Annotated in this window: 19 protein-coding genes and 3 pseudogenes; 10 read left to right on the top strand and 12 right to left on the bottom strand. The window is 69.2% G+C overall.

Features of this window, described 5'->3' with window-relative positions; genetic code table 11:
• The first annotated feature begins 277 nt into the window (after positions 1 to 277).
• Positions 278 to 846: pseudogene (locus M8I34_RS09040) on the top strand (isochorismatase family cysteine hydrolase).
• 4 nt (positions 847 to 850) lie between these two features.
• A pseudogene (locus M8I34_RS09035) lies at positions 851 to 1,090 on the top strand (FAD-dependent oxidoreductase); the annotation flags it as partial.
• An 87-nt stretch (positions 1,091 to 1,177) separates the two neighbouring features.
• Here the strand turns inward: M8I34_RS09035 and M8I34_RS09030 are convergent.
• Positions 1,178 to 2,734: an alpha/beta hydrolase gene (locus tag M8I34_RS09030; RefSeq protein WP_250048718.1), complete on the bottom strand. Its 1,557-nt coding sequence runs from the start codon at positions 2,732 to 2,734 to the stop codon at positions 1,178 to 1,180.
• A 96-nt stretch (positions 2,735 to 2,830) separates the two neighbouring features.
• On the opposite strand from M8I34_RS09030, the gene M8I34_RS09025 reads away from it, so the two are divergent.
• The gene (locus tag M8I34_RS09025; protein WP_250048717.1) at positions 2,831 to 3,775 is read left to right on the top strand and encodes a MerR family transcriptional regulator; all 945 of its coding nucleotides are present in this window, start codon (positions 2,831 to 2,833) and stop codon (positions 3,773 to 3,775) included.
• Between the two features lie 308 nt (positions 3,776 to 4,083).
• Here the strand turns inward: M8I34_RS09025 and M8I34_RS09020 are convergent, their stop codons facing one another.
• Both M8I34_RS09020 and M8I34_RS09015 read right to left on the bottom strand, forming a co-directional pair.
• Positions 4,084 to 4,683, bottom strand: a complete 600-nt coding sequence (locus M8I34_RS09020; RefSeq protein WP_250048716.1) for a hypothetical protein — start codon at positions 4,681 to 4,683, stop codon at positions 4,084 to 4,086.
• Positions 4,684 to 4,967: 284 nt separating this feature from the next.
• The gene (locus tag M8I34_RS09015; RefSeq protein ID WP_250048715.1) at positions 4,968 to 5,369 is read right to left on the bottom strand and encodes a MerR family transcriptional regulator; all 402 of its coding nucleotides are present in this window, start codon (positions 5,367 to 5,369) and stop codon (positions 4,968 to 4,970) included.
• Between the two features lie 64 nt (positions 5,370 to 5,433).
• Between M8I34_RS09015 and M8I34_RS09010 the strand changes: the two genes are divergently transcribed.
• On the top strand, positions 5,434 to 6,243 hold the full coding sequence (locus M8I34_RS09010) for an alpha/beta fold hydrolase (RefSeq protein ID WP_250048714.1): 810 nt from the start codon (positions 5,434 to 5,436) through the stop codon (positions 6,241 to 6,243).
• Positions 6,244 to 6,759: 516 nt separating this feature from the next.
• Here the strand turns inward: M8I34_RS09010 and M8I34_RS09005 are convergent.
• Complete coding sequence (locus M8I34_RS09005; protein WP_250048713.1) at positions 6,760 to 7,788, bottom strand: hypothetical protein; 1,029 nt, start codon at positions 7,786 to 7,788, stop codon at positions 6,760 to 6,762.
• Between the two features lie 98 nt (positions 7,789 to 7,886).
• Here M8I34_RS09005 and M8I34_RS09000 point away from each other — a divergent pair, with 98 nt between their 5' ends.
• A complete protein-coding gene (locus M8I34_RS09000) occupies positions 7,887 to 8,231 on the top strand; it encodes a hypothetical protein (protein WP_250048712.1) in 345 nt (114 codons plus the stop codon).
• Between the two features lie 3 nt (positions 8,232 to 8,234).
• Here M8I34_RS09000 and M8I34_RS08995 read toward each other — a convergent pair.
• From M8I34_RS08995 to M8I34_RS08970, 6 genes and pseudogenes are all read right to left on the bottom strand, one after another.
• Positions 8,235 to 8,624 (bottom strand): annotated as a pseudogene (locus M8I34_RS08995) (IS5/IS1182 family transposase); the annotation flags it as partial.
• A gap of 78 nt (positions 8,625 to 8,702) precedes the next feature.
• A complete protein-coding gene (locus tag M8I34_RS08990; RefSeq protein ID WP_250048711.1) occupies positions 8,703 to 9,128 on the bottom strand; it encodes a lipid II flippase MurJ in 426 nt (141 codons plus the stop codon).
• The gene (locus tag M8I34_RS08985; RefSeq protein ID WP_250048710.1) at positions 9,115 to 10,452 is read right to left on the bottom strand and encodes a cytochrome P450; all 1,338 of its coding nucleotides are present in this window, start codon (positions 10,450 to 10,452) and stop codon (positions 9,115 to 9,117) included. The genes M8I34_RS08990 and M8I34_RS08985 overlap by 14 nt, the downstream gene beginning before the upstream one ends.
• A gap of 63 nt (positions 10,453 to 10,515) precedes the next feature.
• Complete coding sequence (locus M8I34_RS08980; protein WP_250048709.1) at positions 10,516 to 12,132, bottom strand: acyl-CoA dehydrogenase; 1,617 nt, start codon at positions 12,130 to 12,132, stop codon at positions 10,516 to 10,518.
• A gap of 270 nt (positions 12,133 to 12,402) precedes the next feature.
• Positions 12,403 to 12,933: an EF-hand domain-containing protein gene (locus tag M8I34_RS08975; protein WP_244416981.1), complete on the bottom strand. Its 531-nt coding sequence runs from the start codon at positions 12,931 to 12,933 to the stop codon at positions 12,403 to 12,405.
• 425 nt (positions 12,934 to 13,358) lie between these two features.
• Positions 13,359 to 14,051 (bottom strand): NAD(P)-dependent oxidoreductase, encoded by a 693-nt coding sequence (locus M8I34_RS08970; protein WP_250048708.1) that lies wholly within the window; start codon positions 14,049 to 14,051, stop codon positions 13,359 to 13,361.
• Between the two features lie 76 nt (positions 14,052 to 14,127).
• On the opposite strand from M8I34_RS08970, the gene M8I34_RS08965 reads away from it, so the two are divergent.
• The 4 genes from M8I34_RS08965 (at position 14,128) to M8I34_RS08950 (ending at position 19,020) form a co-directional block, all read left to right on the top strand.
• Positions 14,128 to 14,817: a TetR/AcrR family transcriptional regulator gene (locus M8I34_RS08965; protein ID WP_250048707.1), complete on the top strand. Its 690-nt coding sequence runs from the start codon at positions 14,128 to 14,130 to the stop codon at positions 14,815 to 14,817.
• Between the two features lie 232 nt (positions 14,818 to 15,049).
• Positions 15,050 to 15,946 (top strand): LysR family transcriptional regulator, encoded by an 897-nt coding sequence (locus M8I34_RS08960; RefSeq protein ID WP_250048706.1) that lies wholly within the window; start codon positions 15,050 to 15,052, stop codon positions 15,944 to 15,946.
• A 327-nt stretch (positions 15,947 to 16,273) separates the two neighbouring features.
• Positions 16,274 to 17,776 carry a peptide MFS transporter gene (locus M8I34_RS08955; RefSeq protein ID WP_250048705.1) on the top strand — a complete coding sequence of 501 codons (1,503 nt, stop codon included), beginning with the start codon at positions 16,274 to 16,276 and terminating at the stop codon, positions 17,774 to 17,776.
• A 53-nt stretch (positions 17,777 to 17,829) separates the two neighbouring features.
• On the top strand, positions 17,830 to 19,020 hold the full coding sequence (locus tag M8I34_RS08950; RefSeq protein WP_250048704.1) for an amidohydrolase: 1,191 nt from the start codon (positions 17,830 to 17,832) through the stop codon (positions 19,018 to 19,020).
• A 172-nt stretch (positions 19,021 to 19,192) separates the two neighbouring features.
• On the opposite strand, the gene katG is transcribed toward M8I34_RS08950, so the two are convergent.
• On the bottom strand, positions 19,193 to 21,382 hold the full coding sequence (gene katG, locus M8I34_RS08945; protein WP_374210877.1) for a catalase/peroxidase HPI: 2,190 nt from the start codon (positions 21,380 to 21,382) through the stop codon (positions 19,193 to 19,195).
• Positions 21,383 to 22,066: 684 nt separating this feature from the next.
• Between katG and M8I34_RS08940 the strand changes: the two genes are divergently transcribed.
• On the top strand, positions 22,067 to 22,579 hold the full coding sequence (locus M8I34_RS08940; protein ID WP_250048703.1) for a hypothetical protein: 513 nt from the start codon (positions 22,067 to 22,069) through the stop codon (positions 22,577 to 22,579).
• 1,119 nt (positions 22,580 to 23,698) lie between these two features.
• Here M8I34_RS08940 and M8I34_RS08935 read toward each other — a convergent pair.
• Positions 23,699 to 25,828 (bottom strand): DUF4157 domain-containing protein, encoded by a 2,130-nt coding sequence (locus tag M8I34_RS08935; RefSeq protein WP_250048769.1) that lies wholly within the window; start codon positions 25,826 to 25,828, stop codon positions 23,699 to 23,701.
• Positions 25,829 to 25,854 lie beyond the last annotated feature (26 nt).

The raw sequence follows: 25,854 nt of genomic DNA, 5'->3' as shown, positions 1-25,854 counted from the left end.
GGAGCCGCCATCGCCGTCCGGAGGGGTGACACGTTCCAACTCGGGAGCCGTGGCGGTGGGTCGGCCTGCTCGATCCGGCCGGGATCCAGGCAGGCCGTGGAGGCTGAGGCTGACGCCTGCCGCGGCTTCCGCGATACGGAGTCACGCCCAGATGCATCCGGACAGCGACTCGTTGCCCCGCTTGCCCGACCTGAGCGGACTGGCCGAGAGGCTGCGCGCCGCTCAGGATGCTCTGCGTGAGAGCGTCGGCTGAGGACACGGGCAGGAGAGGCAACGAATGGACCTCGACAACGCGGCGCTGATCGTGATCGACATGCAGAACGGCTTCGTGAACCACCACAGCCGTGATGCCGTGCCCGCCGTGCGCGACCTGGTGGCCCGATGGTCCGCCGCCGACCGACCGGTGATCTTCACGCGCTACTTCAACTACCCGGACAGCCCCTACGAGCGGTTCTTCCGATGGGAACGTCTCCAGCAGCCCCCGAGACAGACATCGTTCCGGACCTCGCCGAAGCCGCTGTCCACGCGCACGCGGTCATCGACAAGACCGGGTACACGCTCTTCACCCCCGATGCGGCTGCGCTCATCCGCCAGGCCGGCTGGACCGACCTGGTCTTCTGCGGAATTGCCACCGAAAGCTGCGTACTGAAGTCCGCCGCCGACGCCTTCGAGCACGGTTACGCGCCCTGGATCGTCACCGACGCCTCCGCGAGCGACGCAGGCCCGGACGTCCACGACGCCGGGCTCGTCGTGGCCCGCCGCCTGATCGGCACGGGCCAACTCGTCACCGCCAACCACGTGATGGGGCAACTCGCTGCGTGTGTACGGACCACGGTGCTGGAATAGCGCCATGGCCGAGACACCGTCCCGCACTGGTTCGCCGCGACTCTCGAACACCGACCTGATGGTCATCGGTGGTGGCCCGGCCGGCTGCTCTGCCTCCCGTACGGCGGCCGGCGTCGGCATGAATTCGGTCCTGATCGAGCCGGACAGCCTGTGCCGCAACCTGTACCGCATCCCGGCGCTGAACAATGTCCTCGGCGGCTACACCAGTGGTCCCGGACTGGCCGACTCCATCGCGATGCCTCTGGCCAGGGAACTGGAGCAGCCGTTGCCGGCTCAAACAGAACCAGGCCCTGGCCACGGGTCCGGCCGGAACGGTCGGGGGCGGCCCGGCTCAGGCCGTCAGGTGCGTCAGATGCGTCAGCACCGAGCGCATCGCGCGGTGCACGGCCTCGCGCGACTCGTCGGTCGGGTCGAGGGTCTCGAAGCCGTGGTGGCCGTTCGGCACGTCGACCACCTCGACGTCCGCCCCGCAGTTCTTGGCCGCGGCCAAGAACTCCTCGACGGTAACGGCGATCTCGGGCAGCTCAAGTCCCGCCCGGGTGAGCACGATGGGCAGGGCGCCCGCGCCCGCCACCGCGTCCGCCGGGTGGAACCGGCTGCCGGCCAGCCCCCAGTTCGGCATCGGCGCCAGGATCGGATACGTGGCCGCCAGGCAGCGCAGCCACGCCGGGGGCGCCCCCAGCCAGTCCGCCGTGATCAGACCGCCGCCCGAGAAGAACCACAGCGCGACTCGGTCCGCGTCCACTCGCGGATCTGCCCGCACCCTCTCCACCGCGGCGGCCACGTCCGCGGCGGCGCGCTCGTAATCGGCCACGTCGTGCAGGCGGTGGTCGAGGGTCACGCCCACCACGCCCTGCCCGGCTGCGTACCGGGCGTAGCCCCTCAGGGTCGGCCAGTCCCGCGGGGTCGGCCGGGCCTCGGTGGGCACCGGGCCGCCGTGCACGAATACCACCGCCGGCCGTGGGCCCTCGGCGTCGGGCAGGTACAGGTCGACGTTCCCGGTCCGCTCACGGGGGAGTTCGGGCACGTCCAGCAGGAACGGTCGCAGGTGCGCGGGTGGCTCCGCGGCGTCGGCCGGCTCCAGCCGGTGCCCCTCGCCTGCTGCGGCCCGCAGCAGGACCTCCGCCAACTCGGCGGGGCAGGACAGCATCGGCCAGTGCCCGGTGGGCAGTTCGAAGAACGTCACCCGTGGGTCGGTCAGGGCCTGTAGGGCGGGGTCACCGAAGCCCACCCGCATCTGGACCATTTCGATGCTCGCGCCGTTGCCCGTGCACAGCACCCCGGTGGCGGGCACTGTGGCCGCCGCGCCGGTCAGCCGCAGCGGCTGGAGCAGGGTGTCCAGCGGCTGCGGCGCGGCGAGGGCGGTGAGCCGGTCCAGCGCCGCGTCGGGGATGCCTGCGGTGCTGCCCCAGCGCGGCCACTCGTCGCGGGCCGGGGGCGGCAGCTCCCCGTCGGCCCCCTCCGCTCCGACCGGCCCGCCCGCCCCGGCACACTCGGCCAACTGCTCGCGCAGGGACTGGTCGGGCACCGCGGCCAGGGCCGGGGCGCCGTCCTGCGGCATCCCCGCGTCCAGGTAGACGATCCGGGCGATGCGCTCCGCCCGGCGGTCGGCGGCGCCCAGCACCGGGTGGATGCCGTAGTCGTGCCCGACCAACACGATCTCCCGGCTCTCTCGGCCGGCCGCCGCGCCGACCGAGTCGATCACCGCGAACACGTCCGCGATGTGCGTCTCCAGGTCGATGCCGACTCCCGCGGCACCGCGGGGCCCACCGAGTCCACTGAGGGCCACCGCGTGCACCTCGGCGCCCGCCGCAGCCAGCCGCGCGGCCGTGTCCTCCCACACATGTGCGCCGGTGAACACGCCCGGCACCAGGATGAATACGGTCATGGTCCTCTCCTCACTACGCCGTCGTCCGCGGACCGGCCGGATCACCGGGGGCCGCGCTCGCCGGTACGGTAGGAACTCCCCCTGAGGGAGGTTCAAGTGTTCACGTCACACGACGGTCTGTGCAGCATCGGTGAACTCGCAGAGCACGCGGGCGTAACCGTCAAGACCGTCCGCTTCTACTCCGACCGCGGCCTGCTGCCGGAGGCATCCCGCAGCGCCGGCGGGCACCGCCGATACGCCCCCGAGGCGCTCGACCGGCTGCGCCTGATCCGCTCCCTGCGCACCCTCGACCTGCCGCTCCCCGAGGTGCACCGCATCCTCGACGAGGAGGACGAGGCGGGCACCGTACTGGAGGATGCCGTCGCCGGGCATCTCCGCCAACTCGGCTCCCAGCTCAAGGCCCTGCGCTGGCGGGAAGCTGCGCTGCGCCTGGTGCAGGAGTGCCCGCCCGGGGAACGGGCCGGCCGGCTGCACCTGATCGGCGCTGTGACCGCCCCGCCGAGCACGGCCCCACTGGCCCGGTTCTGGCGCGGCTGGCTGCCGCCGAGGATGCCGGCCCGGTCGACGGCCGCATTCCTGGAGGCCGCGGTCCCGCAGCCGCCCGACGACCCGACCCCGGCCCAAGTCCTCGCCTTCGCCCGGCTGAACGCTTTCGTGCTCCAGCCGTGCACGGGCGCCGAGCAGCCCCAGCCCGAGGCGCACAGGACCGCGGGTGCCCGCGGGTCGGCCGTGCTGTACGCGGGCCTGGCCGAGGCATACGACCTGGCGGGCGCGCAACTGCGCCGGGACCGGGGACCGTACCCGGGCGAGGCGCTGGACAGCTTCGTGTCCGCGTACGTGAGCGCGTACGGCACCCGGGACAACCCGGAATTCCGCCGCCTGCTGGCCGGGCAGCTGGCGGCCGACCCGCGCATCGACCAGTACTGGGAGCTGGTAGCCGAGGTGATCACCTCGCCGGGCGACCGGACCGAGCCGACCCCCGGCTCCGCACACGACTGGCTGCTCGCGGCACTGGACGCGCAGACAGCCGCGGCGGCCTGAGCCCGCCGCAAGTCGGCCAGGGGCCATCGGGGTCGGAGGTGAACCTGCTGGCCGACGGCGGCGTTGAGACCCTCATGACGGCGGCGGTGGCGGCGTACGGCGGGGAGGACATCGTCGTGCCCAACGGGCCCGGCCCACGCGGGTCAGCGAGATCGACGCGCCGGAGCTCCGCGAGACAGTGGAGGGGGCTGAAGGGGCCTGACCTGGCCTTGTTCACTTCTAGCAGCAGCGTCGGAACGGCGGGCTGCCGGCAGGACGGCGGTCCGGCTGTGCAGCACGGCAGTCCGGGGCGGGCCACCGGATGGTGGTCAGGAGACGAAGTCGCGGAGGGCAGGCAGCGGAGCGGCCGCCTCGATCGGACCTATGTAGACGACAGCCTCCTCGAACTGGAAGTAGGAGAGTCCTTCATGGCGTGGGCCGATGACGAGCAGGTTGTCCCCGCAACGCCAAGCTGCGTGGCGCCAGTCGCCATCTCCCATGGCCAGGGTGCCGCCTCCGGCCGTGACGTCGTGCTCCGGTGGACCGAGCCGTTGGGTGAACGCGGCGACAGCCGCGTCGATGTGCGCGTCGAACACCTCACGTCCGGCGTTCGCGTGGCTGGACCAGCCAGGCAACGTGCCCCACAAATCCTCGCCCCAGGCGTCGTCGTCGACCCAGTAGAAGTGGGCGAATGACAGGGCTAGGGCGTCCCCGAGATGGGCTAGGTGCCCCTCCGCGGTGACGAACGTGTCTTCCCACGGCAAGTCGTCGCCGGCTTCCCACCAGCCCAGACGCCGCATCGCCGCCTCAGAGACCGCCCAGTCGCCCAACGGTAGTTCCGCCAGGCCGACGACCTGCTCCACCAGACGCTGGGTGATGGAGCATGCGGCGACGTGAAAGGCAGGGTCTTGAGGTTCTTCGTCTGTCATGGCAGGACGGTATCCGGGCCGTACGCGTGTTTCAGGGCTGGGTCGGCACGGGCCAGCGGTGCTGAGTGATGGGCCTTGCTGGGGGGCATCGGCGGTTCGTCTCTACAGATCCGTGAGCCGGGGACGGCGTGCCAATGCACCGACAGATCGTCGAGTCCATCGCGGTCTCATCCTGCTCGATACGCCCTGCCGAACTCGTGAAGAGCATCCGACCGTGAATCGGGGTGCCGCTCGCCCCAATCCGTGAACAACCCCTGCGGATCCTTCTGTGATCCGCGCCTGAGTCACGATCGAGCGTCGTCCAGCGGCTCGGGGAAGTTGCCCGTGTCTGCGAAGCGCGGGGCTGCGGCGAGGACCGTGTCCAGCATGGCGCGAGAGGCCCGGAGCGCTTCGATCTCGGTGCTGATGCGCTGCCGTTCGCCTTGCAACTGTCCGACAAGAGACGGGCAGGCAGGTGCGAGGCGTTCGCCGTCCGCTCGGATGCATGGCAGCACTTGGGCGATCGTGGTGGTGGACAGTCCGGCCGTCAGCAGGCAGCGAATGCGCCGTACGGTTTCGACGTCCGCCTCGCTGTACTCCCGGTATCCGCTGGGGAGCCGCTCGGGGGCGAGCAGGCCCTGCTTTTCGTAGTAGCGCAGGAGCCGTTCGTGCACGCCGGTCCTGCGGACCATGTCTTTCATCCGCATGCGGTTCGCCTCTCGGATCGGCGACTTGACTCTGACACCGATGTCGGAGTTTAACGTCCTGGGCATGACCACTGACCAGGTGATTCTCCAGTCCGGCCTCGATGTTCTCGTGCAGGGCACGGGCCCAGCCTTGCTACTCGCCCACGGCGCGGGGGGTGGGGTCCAGGGCAACTTCGGCCTGGTCCTGGACGACCTCGCGCGGGACCACACACTGCTAGGCCCGCACTACCCCGGGGCCGGTCGTACGCCGGTGGCCTCGGAGCCGCTGGACCTCGATGATCTCGCGGACCGTCTGGTGGCAATTGCTGTCTCGCAGGGGCACGAGAGGTTCGCTGTCCTCGGCGAGTCGCTGGGCACCACGGTCGCCGTACGAGCGGCGACTCGGCACCCGGACCGGGTAACAGCGCTTGTGCTCACCACGGGATTCGCGGTGGCCGATCCAGTCGTCGCGCTGGCCGCCGAGCTCATCCAGATACTGGCGAAGGCGGGTGAATGGAACGCGGCGGCACGGATCGCCTGCCTGTCGTGCATGACGAACGCTCAGCTCAGCGAAACTTCAGGCGCGAGTCTCGATGCTCTGGTCACAGCGACCCGGAAGACGATGCCGCCCGGCACGCCGGACCACTTCAATCTGGTGTCCAGGGTGGACGTCCGTGACGACCTGCCGCAGGTCTCTGTCCCGACCTTGGTCGTCGCAGCGACCGGCGACCGCCTGGTGCTCCCCGACAGCCACCGCAGCCTGGCCGACGGCATCCCAGGAGCCACGCTCGTCGAACTGCCCGGCGCCGGACACATTCTGAGCGAACCCGACCTCGCGACATGGCTACGGCATGTCCGTAAGTTCCTCACCACCGTCGAGCCGCACCCGGCATGACGAGGGTGATCCTCGACCATGCCGCCGCGCCTCGTACCTCAACGGTGCGGCGGCATGGTCGTGCTCGCCATCACCGCTTGACGTCGTCACCACGGCGACCGCCCGGTCTCCAGTTCACCGCGCCTGGAACCAGTGAACCCTTCCGCGGAGTTCGACGGAGTGGCCACGCTGGTCGCCGACGTCTCTCGGGAGGAGACAGCTCTGTGTGGCAGACGCTCACAGCCGACCTGGAGGAGCCCGCCCTGGTCGTCGAAGTCAGCGCCGACACGGCGTTCTCTGTAGGTGGGCGGGGTGGGGTGTGACGTGGGGTGATCGAGGTTCGTTGAACCTTGGGACTCGTTCTCGGGAGGGCTGCGGCAGGTTTGTTGTACGCCCCGGAGCAGGTGTCGCCGATGCGGGCGTTTCTCTCGGTACGGTCGGCGTGAGCAGATTCTCGGTCAGGCGCGCCAGGTAAGCGCGCGGCAACAGGCCTTCAACGGCGGCGAACGCGGTAAGCGGACCCCGAAAGCCGGTCCCCTATGAGCAGGGCCCGAAGAAGCGGTCTCGGCGTTCGCGTAGCAGTGTCAGAGACTCCTGCCCGATCTCGACGATGAACCCGGGGCACAGCAGCAGCTCCAGTGAGGCGCTGCACTTGTCGTTCTCCGCCCGGCGGCGTTCGTAAAGGGCCCGACCACCGGGATAGCTGAGTTCGATGCCGATCGCGGCGGCCGCGGGCGCGGTGTCAGGCAGGACGGGGTGCTCGTCGTCGCTGTGTGGGCAGGTACCGGAGTCGTAATGGGACAGCGCCTTCTCCAGCGCGCTGATCAGCCCGTCGAGGACCGATTTCCTGCGTACCACGCCGGAAGCGGCGTACCAGGCGACTGCCCGGACGACCATGATCCGCCCGGACCGGTCGTCCGGGTCCTCGGCGGCCCTCAGGGCGCAGCCCTGCTCCTCGATCTCCACCTCGACGTCGGTGCCGCACTGCGGATAGCCCTCAAGGAAGGCAGACAGCGAGTCGAGGGTGTCGTGGGCCTCTTGCGGAAGGCGCGGTGGGACGTTGGCGACGGAGCCAGGGTCGAGGGCGTCCAGGGCGATCCGCGCGAATCCGGCGGCGTTGCACGGGCAGCACCACTGGTCGCGTGACCAGTCCTCGTACCATTCCTCCGACTCGTCGAGGAGCGGCACCAGCCAGCCCGCCAACTCCTCGTCCTCCTCCTCGTCATGGATCTCGTACGGATGGGAGGCATGCGCGCAGCCCTGTGCCGACAGGGCCGCCTCCGCCGTCCGGAGCGCCCGGAGCGCGGCCTCCTTCACGCCATCGCCCGGCAGCCAGTTGAGATATCGCCCGGCCACCACCATGCCGAATACCCATACGTAAGCCAGCGAGCCGCCCGGGTCGGCGGCGAGCCGTGCCGCGCAGTCAAGGACACGCCGGTCGTAGGCACTGTTCTGGCCGTAGTCGTACTTGAAGGCGAGTTCCTCCCAGGACGCGACGAGTTCCTCGATGTCTTCGATGTCGACGTCGACGGGATGGGGAGCCGGGCTCGTCTCGTTCTTCGTCACAGTGATCACGACGTGCCGGCGTCTGACCGAGTTCCTTCCAAGGCCGTGAACTTCCCAAGGTTCGATCCGGCGGATCAGGGCGTCATAGGCTCCAGGCCATGCACAGCACCCTGACGGAGCACGCCCGGTGTCTCTACGGAGACGAGTACCGGCCCACGCCTCCGTGCGGGCTCGAACACCGGGAGCACTTCTTCGTCGAGGAGTTGACCTTCGCCGACACGGATTCGATCCTCGCCATGCTGCGCGGACTCTGCCCGCACATGGTTGACGGCCGCTTGCCGGTCTGGATCCGGAACCTGGCCTATCGCCTGGTGCTCTTGCAGCGGCCGGACGAGCCGGCACTGATGCGAGAGGCCGCCGAGAACCTGTGGATGCACGGCCCGGACTGGGACGACGTCGCAGCCGACCTGATGAAGCGGGCCGATGTGCTGGAAGCGGGCTGACCAAGGCCTGAGCCAGGGGCGTATCGAGGTGACGGTGACAGTGCCGTGGAAGACGGAGGCGCAGCTTGTCGCAACGCGTCGCCACGGCCCGGGAGCGCTTGAGCCGGTTGATCGTGCGCTCGACCGCCTTCCAGCACTTGTACATCTCCGTGGCGAAGTCCGCGGGTCGGCCTCCTCGGGTTGCCCCTGCGTCGGCGGTCTGACCCTGGTCCCTCGGCTCGGGATGCTGTGCTTGATCTGACGTCTGCGCAGGTAGCGGCGATTGCGGCGGGAGCTGTACGCCTTTTACCCCCCAGGCGGTCGGGACGCATGCACGGATGACCACCGCAGCGGCGCTTGCCCCGGAACGGTCCAGGACCGGGACCCGCTGCGGGCGTCGCCCCACTGACCGGGCACAGCTGGACGCAGGCGCCGACGCCTTTCAGCGTCCAAGGCGTCCAAGGCGTCCAAGGCGTCCAAGGCGTCCAAGGATCACGGCCAACATGACGCTGAACTCGTGGATCCGGCGAGGCCGACGAACACGCCGAGCAGCATGGCTGCGCCGGCAAGCAGGGCCACGAGTGACCCCAGGGCATTGCTGCCCAACCCGTCGAGCAGCGCCCAGGCCGCGCCTCCAACCACCAGCGCGGCCAGGGCGGCGGCGTTGGTCAGCCGCGCGTAGGTGCGCAGCATGCGCGTGCCGTCCAGATCGCCGCCCGGTTGCCTGCGCAGGCGGCGCCAGGCAACTGCGCTGCCGATGGTGACGGCCAGTCCGTAGGAGGCGGCCATACCGACGATGGCCCAGCGCGACGGAAGGAGCACAAAGCACAGCTCGGAGGCCGAAGCATTCACCAGGGCGACAACGAGGGTGTCGAAAAAGGCGTGCGGGTGTCCTCGTAGGGAGCTACCGATGTGCACGGAGCCGGACCCGTCCGCCCTGGGCGGGAACGAGGGTCACTGACACGAGCCGAGCGGGTTCCAGAGGGCCGGCGGGCCCGGGGACGGCCGCCGCGAGGATCTCCCTCAGAACGGTCTCGGTTTCCAACTGGGCCAGCGACACCCCGATACAGCGCCGCACGCCGCCGCCGAAGGGCGTCAGCGAGTAGGGCACCGGGTCCGTGCCCAGGTGACGCTCGGGCCGGAAGGCGTCCGGCTCCGGCCACAGCTCGGGGTCGAGGTGAGTGAGCGAGAACAGTGCCGCGACGAACGCGTGCCGCGGCACCGGCCGACCGCCGAGCTCCGTGTCGTGCGCGGCGGTGCGCATGGCGTTGTAGACGGCGGGGCGCAGTCGGCCGGACTCCTTGATGGTCGCCTTGAGCAGGCGGTCCGAGCCCTCGTCGAGGTCGGCGATCAGGTCGTCGCGGGCGGCGGGATGGTGGGCGAGCAGATGCAGCGTCCAGGCGATCGTGGTCGCCGTGGTCTCGTAACCGGCCAGCACGAGGCCGGCAAGCTCGTCCAGGAGCTGCGCGTCGTCCAGCCCGGCCCCGTGCTCGTCGCGTGCGTCGAGCAGCATGGACAGCACGTCGTCGCGGTGGACACGGTCGGGCGCGGCCCGGCGTGCGGCGATCTCCTCGCGGGCCAGGTCCCGTACGGTCTCGCGGAGCCGGTGGAAACGGCCGCCCGGGGAGAGCGGTCCGAAATCGCGCTGCAACGGCTTGGGCAGGAACAGGACGGCCAGGTTTCCCATGGCGGCGAACGAGCTCAGCGCATGCCGGAAGATCTCGACCCGGGCGGGGTCCGTCAGGCCGAAGACCACCCTCAGAATGACGTCGAGCGTCAGCCGCTGCGCCCAGGGCCGCAGGGGCACGCCATCGCCGGACAGCAGAGCGGGAAGCTCGGTGTGTACAAGCTCCCGCACCCGCTCCGTCCAACAGTTGATCCGGGCCCCGTGGAACGGGGGCAGCAGGAGTTTGCGATGGCCCAGATGCACGGGTGGTGGCGTGCAGATCAGCGAACCGCCGCCGACGGCGGGCGCCAGCAGGGCAGCGGCGTCACCGCCGGTGAACCGGGCGTGGTCGGTCAGCACGGCCCGGTTGGACGCGGCATCGGCCGCGCACACCAGGGCACCGCGGTAGGGGAAGGTGCGGAGCGAGAAGACCGGGCCGAACCGCCGGCGCAGGGATCGCGCGTAGCCCTGGGGTTCCAGGAGCATCCGTGCCGTCTGCACGGCCCGCGGGGCACGCGCGGCCGGTGGGAAGAGCCGCGGATCCCACGACGGCTCCCGGGTGAACGCATCGTTCATGGCCGGTGGTACTCCTCGGAACGGTGGACAGCGGACGGTGAACGGCGAGCCCATACGGCCGGCTCAGCCGGGCGGAGGCGGCTGCTGCCACGGCCCCTGCGGGTCGTCGTAGGCGGCTTCGTAGCCGTCAGTGGCGATGGGAGCCTGGAGGATTGTGTCCGGAATGGCGAAGGCCTCCACGAGGGCGAGTGCGTCGGGGGCCAGTGCGGCGCTGACGCGGTCGACGGCGGGGGCCAGGTCCCGGACCGCTTCGGCGGTCAGGTGCCCGTCCGCCAGCAGCAACCCCGCATGGGGTGCCAGGCGTTGCAGTGCGAACAACTGGAAGAGCTGCTCGAGCAGGCGCCGCGTGGCGTCATCGCCGACGCGGTCGGCGGCGGCCAGAAAGGCCTGGGCGGCCCGCCGGGCGGCGTACGCGTCGACGAGGTCCAACGCCGGGTTCACCGCATGGTTCCAGCGTTCCATCGGGCCGACGCTGGGGCGGCTGAGCCGGCTGCGGGCGTACTGGTGGCAGTACAGCTCATGGCGCACGAGCAGGTCGAGCAGGAGAGCACAGTCGGTCAACGGGCCGGTGCGCGCGACAGGCGGCGGGGGCGGGCTGTAGCCGCGCCCGATCAACATGTCGGCACCGGCCTTCGTCCAGATGACCAGGTTGTCCCCTTCGGCGGTGATGGTGCTCTCGATCGGCGTGAGCAGGTCGACGATGCGGTTGGCCGACAGCAGCCCCTGGGCACCGCAGCGTTCCCGGCACTCGACCACGATGTCCCTGGACTGCCACGTGATCCAGCCCTTCGCCGCTGCGACAAGAACCTCCGCCTCGGCTGTCTCGGTGTTGTCCGGACCCGCACAGCAGCGGGTGGTCTCGCGCAGCAGGAACGTCGCCGCGTAGGCGCGGGCCGTGACCCCGAGCAGTCTGGTCTGGTGGCAGCGGTAGTCGAAGACCGGTACGGCGGTCCTGCTCGCCGGGGCGAAGGTGTGCCGGCGATGGGCATACCGCACGGAGATGGTGAGGCAGGCCCGGGCTCCGGCCAACGCCGCCGCGCTCAGGCAGAGTTTGCCTGTGGCGACGCGCTGGATGGACCGCAGGAACCGGCGGCGACGGCTGCCGAGCGTGCTGTGGAAGGCGCCTTCGGTGGTCAGGTCCGCGTGGTCGCCGGCCAGCAGCGCCGTCCGCGGCAGTCCCACCTGGTCGAACGAGGTGATGGCGTGATCGACGGCCGACCCGGGAATCTCCGAGAGGGGGCGCACCCGGATACCGGGCAGCGGCCCCTGTCCGTCGCGCAGCGGAACCAGGAACAGGAACACTCCGCAGTCCTGGTCACGGACGATCAGCCTGGCCGCGACCAGACCGCTCTTGGGCCCGCCGGCGGGCCCGGTGTTGGGCATGAACTTCTGGGCGCCGGGCGAGGGGGTGTGCAGGACGAAGGTGTCGGTATCCGTCCGGTAGGTCGCCGTGGTCTCCAATTCGGCGGCGTTGTTTCCGTAGCCGAGTTCGGTGATCAGGGCCGTGCCGTATTGCCGCAGCCGGGTGAACGGCAGGAGGTCAATCGTGCGTCGGGGGTCGAGGCGGAGGAGGCTGCCCAGGAACAGGTTGTAGTGAATGGTCGCCAGGGTGGTCAGCGAGCCGTCGACCACGCCCAACCACTCGTGCAGCGATACCAGTTGGTCAGTCGCTGTGACCATGCCCGCGACAGAATCGATTTCTTCGTTGACGACCCGTAAACGCTCATAGGCGAGTTCGGAACGCTCTGCGGATGACAATCCGTCGCGGTAGCGGAAAATATCCCGGCGGAATACTTCTGTCCAGGGTCTGTGTAAATCGTCGAAACGCCCGTCATAGAGCACGTCGGTCAGTAGCGGTACCTGCAATCGGTCCGCCGGGGCGGCGGTGGTGTGGGCCGTAGCGCAAGAGCCCGTTCCCACCGCCGCGATCGCGTCCAAGGTGGGCTTACCTCAGAGTGCGCCGAAGAGCAGATGGCTTGAGGTTCCGGCCGGTTCCTCATTGCGGTAGTACTGCGCGGCGGAGGTCATGAGCTGGTCCTTCGTCAGCTGCCCGTCCTGCTCCGTCAGGCCATCGAAGGTCGCCCCGGCCTCGGTCGCGGGGACACCAATGGCGGCGAGGACGGTGACGAAGTCCTCCTTGCCGACCAGGCCGTCGTCATCCCGGTCAGCGAGGTGGAAGCCGGCCTGGTAGAGCGGGCCGACCAGGGTGTCGAAATTGACGCTCACCTGGCGCAGGGCCTGACGGAATTCGTCCCTGTCGATCCGGCCATCACCGTCGGCATCGGCGGTCTCACGCAGAGCGCGCCAGTAGTTCATCATCGCGTCGGCATACTTCTCGCCCTTCGCCGTGCGCTCCTCGCTGGAGGCGGTCAGCACTCGGGCGGCCATCAGCTCGAAGTCCTCTTCTGCGATCACACCGTCGCCATTGACATCCAGCAACGAGAAAAGCTTTTCGTACTTTTGATCCAGCAGTGCGCCCACGCGGTCCTCCAGTGCCGACGGTTCCCCCGAAGCGGTTCGAGAGTACCGGCGTACGATCGGGTGAATCGACCCATCATGTGAGCCTCGTTCGCGTGAAAAATGCTCGTCATGATTGACGCTTTCTCGAATTTCTCACCCCTCCCGGCCGGAGCGGACCTAGGACTTGTCCGGCCGATCATGTTGATGGGCAGGGTGCGCGAGCGGGGTGCCAGTGAGCGGAAAGCAATGAGGCCAGCAGTGCGCCGCCTGCGAGCCCAGCCCGTAGAAACCGGTCACCTCGTGTCGGAGCCGGAGCGCCAGGCTTCGGCCAGGGGCCATGTGGTGGTTGGTGGCCTGGGCGACGGTGGTGACTGTGGTGTCGTCGTAGACGGAGTACCACTTTCGGAAGGCCCGTGCGTCGGCCGCGGGTTCGGCGCGCGCCCGGCTCACTTCTTCTTCACGCCCTCGTTCCAGATCAGCTTGGCGATGTTCGGCTGCACGGCCGTGGTGATGATGCCCATGGCCGTACGGACATATCGCCGCTCCGCCATCTCGTGCAGCATGCCGGCGGCGAGGTCGGCACGGGCGGTGAAGACACCGTCGGCGCTGTGCTCGGCGGTGTGGTAGGCCGTGACGACGGGGTGTTCGAAGAGGCCCGAGGGCCGGACCAGGGTCCAGTCGAGGTCCGTCTGATGGATCACGTCCTCCATACGGCGCATGTCCTCGTGGAGGGTACGGCCGAGGCGTCGGTTCACCAACGGGTCGAGTACATGATTGAAGAAGTGGGCGCCGGTGGGGCGCCAGTTCGGGTCGGCGATGCTGGAGCTGACGGCGAGCAGTCGCTTGATGCCGTGGCGGGCCATGGCACCGGTGATGGCCGTGGCGCTCGCCGAGTAGGTGGTGATGGTCTCCTTGCTGAAGCGGGCACCCAGCGCGGACAGGACGGCGTCCGTGCCGCCGATCGCGGCGTCGACGGCTGCCGGGTCGGTGGCGTCGGCGACGGCGACGGTGAGGCCGGGCCGTGCGGGGAGGGAGCCGGAGCGGCGGGTCACGGCGACGACCTCGTGGCCGGCGGCGAGGGCCTGGTCGGTGAGTCGGCGGCCGGTCGGTCCGTTGGGGCCGAAGATGGCGATACGCATGGTGTCGGGGCATCCCTTCGTGTGGTTCCCGGAATGCCCTTGACTGTGCCGGTCACGAAACGCAGGCTCACCCCTGATGAATAACGCTGCTCCGGCACCCGTCCGGCCCCGAGGCCGTCCCCGCGGCAACCCGCCGACCCGCGAGTCGATCGTCTCCGCGGCCCGTGCGCTGTTCCTGGAGCACGGGTATCGGCGCACCACCCTGCGTGGGGTGGCCGGGGCCGCCGGGGTCGACCCGGCGCTGATCGCGTACCACTTCGGCTCGAAGAAGGGCCTGTTCGCGGACGTGATGCAGTTCCAGTGTGCCAACGCGCTGACGGTGGACGCCGTGCTGAGCGGAGACCCGGCCACTCTCCCCGACCGCCTGATCGACGCGGTGACGGACCTGTGGGAGGACACGGACTTCCGGCGGCTGACCACCCGGGGCGAGGAGGCCGCCGAGGTGATCCGCGAATACCTGGAACGCGAGCTGCTGACCCGGCTTGTTGAATTTCTCGGCGGCCGGGACGCGACCGCCCGCGCCACGGCTGTGGTGACGATCCTCGGCGGCCTCATCTACACCCGCTACCTCAACCCCCTCCCCACCCCCGCCGCTCTCGCCCCGTCCGAGATGCGCCGCGTGCTCACACCGGCGCTGCACGCGGCACTGGCCCCGAGGCGGCGCACCGTGGCAACCACCAGAGCAGGCCGCCGTGGCTCACCGAATCCGGTGGAGGCGCCGTCCGGACTTGCCCCGTCAATGGCTCCGGTTCGGCTACCCCTGTAGGTCGGGTGGCCGTGATGGAACCGTTCCCGCAGGGCAGCGGCGTCCGCCAGCACGTTCTGGAGCGCGTTCACTTCGAGGCACATCGGCTCGCCGTCGCTGTCGCAGCGGAAGTCGGTGCGCGAGTAGGAGTCGCTGCCGAACCTTCCAGGTCCTCCAGGTCCTCACGCAAGTGCTGGGTCTCAGCAGTCGAGTAAGCGCAGGCCCTGGTGAGGTGAGCTGGTAGACAGACGGGATGGAGATCCGCACGATCCGCTACTTCCTCACGGTGGTCGACACCGGGTCCATCTCGGCGGCGTCGCGAGCCCTGCACGTCGCCCAGCCCTCGCTGTCCCGGCAGATTCGTCAGCTCGAGACGTCGCTGGGCTGCGAACTCTTTGTACGGCATCGCGGGCGGCTGCACATCAGCCCGGCCGGAGCCCGCCTGCTGCCCGTCGCCCGCGATCTGGCGACCCGGCACGACCAGGCGGTGGCGATGATGCGCGCCCTCGCCGAGGGGCGCGAGCCGCGCCTGACGGTCGCCTGCACGGTGACCACCATCAACGACGTCCTCGCGCCGCTGGCCGCCGTCTCGCGGCACGCCGTACTCAACCTGATGGAGGTCCCGACCGCTGCCATCACCGACACCGTGTCCAGCGGCCAGGCCGACCTCGGTTTCTCCTCACATCCGGGTGCGACCGACCTGGAGGTCGGCCTCGTCGTGCGCTTCCCGGTGTTCGCGCAGGTGCCCGCCGAGCACCCCTGGGCGGGCCGCCCCACCGTGCCGCTGACGGAGCTCGTGCGGGAGCCCCTCATCGTTCCCACCCTCGCCTACTCCGCGCGCAGGGTGTTCGACGACCATCTGTCGAGGATGTCCGGCCCGCTCGGTCGGCAGTCCGTGCAGGAGATGGACCTGCCGCGTGCCGCCCAGGCACTGGCGGCACGCGGGCAGGGCGTGGCGATCGTCACCGACGAACCGCAGTTCGGCCTGCACCCGATGGTGATCACCGGCCCCGCACCGGGCGAACGCGTCGACCTGCCGCTGTTCGCCCTCTGGAGCGCCACCCACTACGCCGCGGAACTCATCGGGCAGTGCGTGGCCGAGGTGCGCGACTTCTGCGTCCGCACGTTCCCCGACGCGCTGCCCGCCTGACCTCCCCGGCTGAGACTCCCGCCGCGCGCACCCGGGTCTCCCCCGGGCTGGCCCATGCCCGTCAGGCATGGCAGGTAGAGGAAACAGGTCGTGGACAGCCATGGGCGTGCTGCGAAGACTGAAACGGCGGAAAGGGCGCTGAGCCCAGTAGCCGAACTTCCCACACCCTTCGCCCCTGTCTGGCAGCGGGCAACGGGCGGCGGGCGGCGGGCGGCGGAGCAGCCGGGCGCGACGGCGCTTCCTGCCGCAGGCGCTTCCCGGCCGTCCGGAGTCGGGAGGGAACCCCGCGCCGATCCAGCATCGGCCCGACACCGAAGGACGGCCCCCATGGCCCTGACCAGCGACGAGTATCTCGGCTCTCCGTCGGACAGCCCGCCGGCCGAAGGCGACCGCTGGTTCTTCGGCCACCCCCGGGGTCTGGTGACGCTCTTCAGCGTCGAGATGTGGGAACGCTTCAGCTGGTACGCGTTGCAGGCGCTGCTGGTGCTCTATCTGTCCGACACGGCCGCCCACGGCGGACTGGGCATGGAGCAGGGCGAGGCCGCCTCCCTCGTCTCCGCGTACGGCACCCTCGTCTACCTGCTGTCGGTCGTCGGCGGATGGTTCGCGGACCGCCTCATCGGCGGCCGCAGATCCGTGCTCATCGGTGGGGTGGCGATCGCCTGCGGCCACTACGCCATGGCCGTCCCCACCGACTGGTCGACCTGGGCCGGACTCGTGCTGATCATCCTGGGCACGGGCTTCCTGAAGCCCAACGCCGCGAACGTGGTCGGCAAGCTGTACCACCGCGACGACGTCCGCCGCGACGCCGGCTTCTCGCTCTACTACATGGGTATCAACATCGGGGCGCTGCTCGGCCAGATCATCGGGGGCTGGCTCGGGCAGGGCTGGGGGTACCACTGGGGCTTCTCCTGCGCCGCCCTCGGCATGACGCTCGGTCTCGTCCAGTACGTGCTCGGCCGGCGCCATCTGCCGCACCGGGCCGACGTGCCCGACGCGCCGCTCCCGCCGGGCCAGGGCGCACAGACCGCCCGGCGGGCCGGGGCCGTCGTCCTCGCGCTGGTCGCCGTCGGCTGCGCGCTCGGTCTGACCGGCACGCTGACGCTGCGAGTGGGCATCGACCTCATCTCGGGCGTCTCGGTTGCCGTGCCCGTCATCTACTTCGTGGTCATGTTCGCCAGCCCCAGGACGGAGCGTCGGGAGAAGAGCGCCCTGGCTGCGTATGTCCCGCTGTTCCTGGCAGCCGCGGTCTTCTACGTCATCTTCAACCAGTTCTCCTCGGTGCTGACCCTGTTCGCGGCCGAACGCACGGACTCCAGCCTGTTCGGATGGCACTTCCCGTCCTCGTGGTTCGTCGCGGTCAACCCCGGCGCCGGGCTGCTGATCGCCCCGCTGCTCGCGTCCGTGTGGACCAGGATGGGGTCCCGGCAGCCCGCCACCTCACTGAAGTTCGGCGCTTCGCTGCTCTGCGTCGGAGCCTCCTTCCTGTTGATACCGGTGGCCGTGACCCTGACGCAGGGCGACCGCGTGGCAGCGCCCTGGCTGATCCTGGTGTACCTCGCGCAGACCGTGGCCGAGCTGCTGCTCGCACCGATCGGCATGGCGGTCACCTCACGTCTCGCGCCGCGGGCCTTCCACGGGCAGACCCTGGCCGTCTGGTTCTGCGCTCCCGCCATGGGGGCGGGCCTCGGCGCCCAGCTCGTCGGGTACTACGGCGAGGTGTCCGACCTCGTGTACTTCGGTGCCACCGGTGCCGTAGCCATCCTCCTCGGCATCGTCATCGCCGCCGCGACGCCATGGATCCGCCGGCGCGCCGGGGCACTCGCCTGACCCCACCGACCGATCGCCCGCACCCTCAACACCGAGTCCTCCAGGAGGAACCCTTGTCCACCACCGAGACCGTGCACGACCGGATCAGGCACGCGACGGCAGAACTGGCACCACGGCTGTGGGACATCGCGCAGGAACTGCACCGGCATCCGGAGTTGGCCTTCGAGGAGCACCGGTCCGCCGCCCTGCTCAGCAAGGAACTCGAAAGCGAGGGCTTCATCGTCGAGCGGGGCGTGGCCGGCATGGAGACGGCGTTCACGGCTCGTGCCGGGAACGGCGACGGGCCCTGTGTCGCGCTCCTGCTGGAGTACGACGCGCTGCCGGACCTCGGCCACGCGTGCGGCCACAACCTGATCGCGGGCGCCGGCCTCGGCGCCGCTCTGGCCCTTCACAACGCCATGCCGGAGATCGACGGCACCCTGCTCGTGGTCGGTACCCCCGCCGAAGAGGGCGGCGGCGGCAAGGCGATCGAGGTGGAAGCCGGGGTCTTCGACGGCGTCGACGCCGCGCTGATGTTCCATCCCGGGGTGTACAGCTGGTCCTCCGCCCCGCTGACCGCCCAGGTGCAGTACCGCGTCGGCTTCCACGGCCGGGCGGCCCACCCGACCGGCAACCCCACCGAGGGCCTGGACGCCCTCGCCGCGCTCATCCAGCTGTTCAACACCGTGGCCGTAGTGCAGCGTCGGCTGCCCGAGGGTTCCCATATCCAGGGGATCATCACCGAGGGCGGCCGGGCCACGAACATCGTGCCGGATTACGCGGAGGGCCGCTTCGGGCTCCGCGGGATCACCGGAACCCTCCTGGACGAGCTGATCGCGGAACTCGCCCGCGCCGCCGAGGGCATCGCCCTGGCCACGGGCACCAGGGTGGAGCTCACGCAGGCGTCCACGCGCTACGAACACTTCCGCAACAGCGACGTGCTGTCCGCGACCTTCGCCGAACACCTCTCGCAGGCCGGCATGACGGTGGGGGAACCTACCCCGGGCATCTACCTCGGCTCCTCCGACATCGGCAACGTGAGCGCCAGGGCCCCCGCGATCCACCCCTTCGTCGCCATCCTGGGCCCGGACGAGTCCGACCACACCCCCCGGTTCGCCGAAGCGGCCGGCGGTCCCGACGGCAGGAAGGCGATGCTGGCCTCAGCCGAGGCTCTGGCCCGCACCGCCGCAGACGTGCTGCTGCGCCCCGAACTCGGCGCCCGGGCATGGTCGGAGCTGCGCCGCAAGGAAGCCGCGGGCCTCTGACCCGGATATCCGTGGTCCCGCGCCGACGACCCGGCGGGCGCCCTTGCCCCTCGCCGATCCCTTGGCGGGCAGCGCGCTCGAACAGCTCGTCGCCGAGAGCGAACACGTCATGCTGACCTGATCCCGCGGATGTCCCGGGTCGGCCGATGAGTGACCGACCCGGGCATCCGGCTCAGGCCAGATCGAACCGATCGAGGTTCATCACCTTGTCCCACGCTGCCACGAAGTCACGCACGAACTTCTCTTCCGCGTCGGCGGACGCGTAGACCTCCGAGACGGCTCGGAGCTGGGAGTGCGAACCGAAGATGAGGTCGACGGCGGTGGCGGTCCACTTGGCCTCGCCCGTGGCACGATCTCGGCCTTCGAATACGTTCTCAGCTGAGGCCGACGCCTTCCACTCCGTGCCCATGTCGAGCAGGTTGGCGAAGAAGTCATTGGTCAATGTCTCCGGCCGGTGCGTGAAGACGCCATGCATGGACCCCGCGAAGCCGGTGTTCAGGGCGCGCATCCCGCCGAGCAGAACCGTCATCTCGGGAGCGGTCAGCGTCAACAGGCTGGCGCGGTCCAGCAGGAGCGTCTCCGGTGACAGCTTCTCTCCGGCCCGAAGGTAGTTGCGGAAGCCATCCGCCCTGGGTTCGAGCACGGCGAACGACTCCACGTCGGTCTGCTCCTGCGACGCGTCCGTACGCCCCGGTGCGAACGGGACGGTGATGTCGTGCCCGGCGTTCTTCGCAGCCCGCTCGACGGCCGCACATCCGCCCAGGACGATCAGGTCGGCGAGGGACACCTTCCTTCCGCCGGTCTGTGAACCGTTGAAGTCCTGCCGGATCTGCTCGAGGGTCTGCAACACCTCGGCCACCTCGGGCAGGTCATTGACCTCCCAGTCGCTCTGCGGCGCGAGGCGAATCCGTGCCCCGTTGGCCCCGCCACGCTTGTCGGTGCCACGGAAGCTTGCCGCCGACGCCCAAGCGGTGGTGACCAGCTGGGAGACGGACAGCCCCGAGCCGAGGATCCTGTCCTTGAGGGCAGCGATGTCCTCGTCCGCAACCAGCTCGTGATCGACCTCAGGGACGGGGTCCTGCCACAGCTGCGGCTCGGCGATCCACGGGCCGAGGTAGCGCGAGAGGGGACCCATGTCACGGTGCAGCAGCTTGTACCACGCCTTGGCGAACGCCACCGCGAGCTTGTCCGGGTTCTCGTGGAAGCTCTTGGTGATCGGCGCGTAGACCGGATCCAGCTTCAGCGCGAGGTCCGTCGTCAGCATCATGGGAGCGTGCCTCTTCGACGGATCGTGAGCATCGGGCACAGTGTCCTTGGCCGAGGGGTCCGTGGGAGTCCACTGGTGCGCGCCGGCCGGACTCGTCGTCAGCTCCCAGTCGTACCGGAACAGGTTGTCCAGGTACCCGTTGTCCCACGTCGTCGGCTTCGAAGTCCATGCGCCTTCGAGACCACTGGTGAGCGCGTCGGCGCCCTTGCCGCTGCCATGGGTGTTCCGCCAGCCGAGGCCCTGCTGTTCGAGGGGACCCGCCTCGGGTTCCGGGCCGATGTACGAGGGATCGACCGCGCCATGGCACTTCCCGAACGTGTGGCCGCCGACGATGAGCGCAGCCGTCTCCTCATCATTCATCGCCATCCGCCCGAAGGTCTCGCGGACGTCCCTGGCCGCAGCCATCGGATCCGGGTTGCCATTGGGCCCCTCCGGATTGACGTAGATCAGTCCCATCTGCACGGCACCGAAAGGAGCGGCGAGATCCCTGTCGCCGCTGTAGCGCTCATCCCCGAGCCAGGTGTCCTCCGGCCCCCAGAAGATTTCCTCGGGTTCCCAGATGTCCTCTCGCCCGAAGCCGAACCCGAAGGTCTTGAACCCCATCGACTCCATGGCACAGTTGCCGGCGAAGACCAGAAGATCGGCCCAGGAGATCTTCCGGCCGTACTTCTGCTTGACCGGCCAGAGCAACCGGCGTGCTTTGTCGAGGCTTGCGTTGTCCGGCCAACTGTTGAGGGGGGCGAAGCGCTGAGCACCGGCGCCGCCACCGCCCCGGCCATCGGCGATGCGGTACGTTCCCGCGGCATGCCAGCTCATCCGGATGAAGAGCGGCCCGTAGTGACCGTAGTCGGCAGGCCACCATTCCTGAGATGCCGTCATCACCTCGAAGACGTCCTGCTTCAGCGCGTCGAGATCGAGGGTCGCGAACTCTTCCGCGTAGGTGAAGCCTTCGTCCATCGGATTGGACCGGGATGAGTGCTGGTGGAGAATCTGAAGGTCCAGCTGGTTCGGCCACCAGTCCCGGTTCGACCGGGGCCGAGTCGACGTGGGGGCCGGGGACGGGATTACTGGGTTCTCGCTTTCGCTGCCGGACACGTCCGTCCTTCTTCCTGTCTCGGTGTTTCTGCTGGCTGCTTGCACGTGCCGTCGGTTGCCTGCTGGTGTCGAGCACTGCGACCCGCGCTCGCAACGCGCCATGGCGCCCGCCGGCTGGAAACGCCTGGCCCGACCCACGGCAACCCATGCGGGCCGGCGGCCAGCGAGAAACGTCCCTCATGCACGACGCCGATGATCGAGCCTGGGTCGGCGTCCGTATGGTCGCGCACCGCGGACCGCACTGGCACGAGAACACGCAGAGCACCACCGCGTATGACTCAAAGATCAAAGACGATGCGCTCGTCTTGGCTGCGCCATCGCCGGCGAACGCGGCATGCCCTGCGCATGCGGCCCGGAGAGCGGGAGTCACCTCCACAGCGGCGAGTCGGTGTTCACGACTCCGGAAGTCACCCTGCCACCGACAGTTGAACCCGAGAGTTCCTAGCCCTTCCTCGACATCTGCCAGCCCTTGCCGTCAACGAAACCATTGGTGCGCCTCGGGGACGGCGGCACAGCCGATGCAGGTGTGATTGCTTCGTTTGCGCCGGCATGGTGATTCGGTATCGCTGGGGTTCTGACAACGGAACCAGTACGAGAGGGCGATGTCGCCCTCACCCGCGTGGCGGAGCGGGATCGCCTGCCGGCTTGATGCCCGCCTTCGGACGGTGCGGCCAGGCTGCCTCCATGAACACAACCGAGACCGAGCTCCCCGTCCCAGCCTGGGCCAACCGCGTGGCCCACGCCATCCCGCTCGTCGCCCTCCCCGTGTGCCTCTGGCGCCTGCCGGTCATCAGTCACGGCATGGGCGGCGAGCCGCTGTCACCCACCGTCGGCCACATCGCGTACGTCGTCGCGCTCAGCGTCCTCTCCGAGATCGCCGCGCTCCTCAGCTTCGGCCTGGTACGCGGCTGGGGTGAGCGGGTGCCAGCCTGGGTACCTCGGCTCCGCGGCAACCGCATCCCGCCCGCCGCCGCGCTCGTCCCCGCCACGGCCGGAGGCCTTGTCCTTACCGCGCTCCTCGGCGTCTGGCTGTACAACGCGCTCGCCTTCGGCCCGGAAGCCTGGCCGTACGCCCCCGGCTGGAACGTCCTGGCCATGACGGTCAGCGGCCTGATGAACCTCTGGGGCCCGCTGGTCCTCATCCTCGCGTACGCCTACTATCGCCGCCGCGTCACCGCTGCCAGGAACGGCCGATGAGCAATGCGGAAGCCACCTGCCCAACAGCACCGGGTGGACGAAACTGTTCGGCGGACATCAGCCGACCGTCCCCGGCACGAAGCGGGTGGCGCGCGGGCCGACGGCGACAGCGGCGCCGAGGAGGTACAGCCTGGGCAAGTCGTCCCGGCGGGCGGCGAGGAGTCTTTCGGGGAGCCGTTCGCCCTGGCGCTTGGTGACCGTCCGGGCGGAGGAGCGGATGTGACCGCTGCGCGGCAGGCCACGCCACGCAGAGGGGCCCCGAGCCGGCGGTCGGCTCGGGGCCCGGCAACTGCTGGGATCTGCGGGATCAGTGTCTGTTACACACCAGGTGGCCCCGGTGCCAGGTCCGGGTCCAGTGGCCCGGGTGGCGGTGGCCGTGCCGGTCCCGCCAGGCCGGGTGCCAGACACGGACCCAGTGCCCATGAACCATGTGGCACCGGCCCCTGTCGACGTGCTTCGTGGGGGAATGGTCGCCGTGGTGCGACGGCGTGGCCGAGGCGACCCCCACCGAGGAGAAGGCCGCACCTCCGAGGAGGGCCACGCTGGCGGCGCCGAGAGCGATGGCGCGCTTGAACCCGTCAATCATTGAGAATCATGCCTTTCTGCATTGCGGTGATGTGGGCTGCCCCGCCTTTGGCCGGGCAGGAAGGACCATGCACCTCTGACGCTCTCTTCATCCCGTCAATGCCCATGGCTTTGCACAATGCAGACAGAAGCCTGAGTAAAGCAGATATCCTATGAATGTGGTCGATGTACGGGAAACCGCAGGATGCGGGCCGGTCCCGATCACCTAGGCCGGGGGCGCGACTTGAGACTTGTGCGCCCCCGGGTCGGCACGCCCCGATCCGGCGCGTTCTCCTCCAACAGCGCCACGACCGCGGCGTGCGCACAGGGTTGCCTGTACCGCGTCGGGGCAGCCTCGCCACCAGTGACGTGATCACCGAGCACACCTTCAGCCGGTGCACGGCCAGGGCCAGGGCCTCATGCACTGTGGTGAAAAGCCGAGGTCCTAGCCGAGGCCCCCTGCCCTCAGGTGCGGACGTGTGGTGGTCGAGAAGCGCAGCGGCTCAGTGGCTCGTGAACGGGTAGCGGGCGCGCGCCGGCTCGGCGTGTCCCGCCCTACGCCTCTGCATCGCCGGGGGACTTCCGGTTCGCTGCCTGGTTGGCGACGAGCTTCTCGACGTATCCGTCGAGGAGAGTCTCGTATTTTGCAGCGCTTTCCTCGTCCATGGTGGTGTGGCGGACGATCTTGATCCCGCTTCGGGGGTTCAGCATGTACTTGTCCGAGAGGAGAACGCGGGCCTGCATGAAGTTTTGCCGGTTCGCTACCCGCATCATTTCGTGGCGGCTCTTCTTTCCTTGCCCCTGGAAGTGTTCGGGGTTCCGCTCGACGAGTTTCCGCTGCCGTGCCAGGTCCGGGTGGCTCAGATTTTCCGGTTGGTTCACGTAGTCGTCGAGGTGACTGGTCGGCGCGTATTCGCCCTGACGGAAGCGTTCAAGGGTCCTGTCGTGAAGCTCTGTGGCCTGCTGCTTCAGGTGCCACTGGCGCCGCTGCTCCGTACGGGCATCAAGTTCCGGGCCTGCGGATTCCACCTGTTTCGAGGTGATGCCGGGGCCGGGCGGAATGATGCTCCCGTCCGGGATCGGTGACGGCTCCTCGACATCGCGATTCCATACGTCGCGGACCGCGTCGAGATTTCTGGTGATCTCGTCGTTCATCTTCTCCCGCTCATGATTGAGGGGAAGCATGGACCTCGTGCTGTCGGGCTCCTCCAGCGAGGGGGACGTGGGCTTGTTGTAGTGGATGGGGCCCAGCGTGTGGAGATCGTCGAGAAGCTCGTCGTCATGTGGCAGACCGTGCGGATGGGCGAGGTAGGCGACGTCGTCGGCCAGGTGCTTGGGGACGAAGATCTGGAACAGGCTGCCCTCTGCGGTGTCGTTGAGCGCTTCGGCCTCTTTGTAGATCTCGGCCACGCCACTGGCGTCCAGGCCGAATTTCGTTAAGAAATCCTCAATGAACGACGCCACGTTGATTTCCGTCTGGCCCTTGCCGATCTGGAAGTAATGGAAGGTCTCTTCACCGGGATGGTTCAGGCCGCCGTGGAGGGACAGGTTGGCGGAGATGATGCTGGACTTGGTGGGGACGATGTTGTCATCGATCAGCCCGTGCTGCTTCATGTCCGTCTCGAAGAACTCCGCTATGTTCCCGTACTGAGAATAGTCGGCGTCCTCCGGTCCCGGATACCTCAGGAAGTGGAAATCCTCCGGCACTTCCTCGCCGTGATGGTGGGAGTAGACCCGCTTGTAGATGTCCTGGGCCACCCGAATCCGGGGGTCCTGAGCGTGGAAGAAGGGGTAGTGGTCGGCGCCGTTTTCTTCCTCCTTCGCGATGACCTCCTGTTGTATCCGCTTGTACTGCTCCGCCTGCTCCGAGGTGATCTTCCGGCGCGGGCGCCCGTCCTGCTGCTGCTCATCCGTCAGTTCGGGTGTGGGGGTGAGGAAACGGCCGTGCACGCCCATCCGGTGCGGCCCCTGGTCCTGCAACTCGGCATTGTGAAAGGGCAGATCGAGATGCGCCTGGGAGGCCGAGTGGCTCACCCGCTGGACCGGTGCGAGCGGTGTCGTGTCCTTGGCTCCGTTCTGTGCGGGGGCAGATGCTTCCGCCGTGCGCGCGGTTCCCCCGCGCAGAGCCTCGGTCGCACCGGCCTCCGCCTCGCGCTCGAAGCGGTCCGACGGGTCCGAGATCTTCAACCCGGTTCCGTCGTCCGTTCCCGCCACCGGTCCCTGCCGTTGCTGGATGACGTGGATCAACTCATGCGCCAGGGTGTGCTTGTCGGTCCCGCCGTCGCCGATGACCACATGGTTGCCGGAGGTGAACGCACGGGCGCCCACCTCGGCGGCGGCACGCTGTGCGACGGCGCCGGTGTGCAGGCGTACGTCGGAGAAGTCCGTGCCCAGCCGCCCCTCCATCTCGGTACGCAGCGGCTCGTCCAGCGGCTGCCCGGCCGAGCGCAGCATGTCGTGCACCGTGGACCGCTGCACCGCCTGCTCGTGCCCGCCGTCCGTGCCGGTGTCGCGCCGCCGCTCCTCGAGCATCTGGGCCACCGCTGCGTTTCCGACAGTGCGTTGCAAGCTCACGAGCGCCGCCGGGGACATGGTCCCGAGGGCAGGCTGCACCGTTGCGGCTGACTGTTCCGGTGCGTTCGGCACGCGCTGTGGAGCAGTGCCTTTCTCCGGCTGTTCCTGCATGTGCACGGTGGGACCTTTCTTTGGGC

Origin of the sequence: Streptomyces sp. MCA2, from assembly GCF_023544705.1 — a bacterium.
In the GTDB taxonomy this organism is placed as follows: Bacteria; Actinomycetota; Actinomycetes; order Streptomycetales; family Streptomycetaceae; genus Streptomyces; species Streptomyces decoyicus.
The sequence above is the reverse complement of the archived record's forward strand: the minus strand, read 5'-3'. Positions and strand labels throughout refer to the sequence as shown.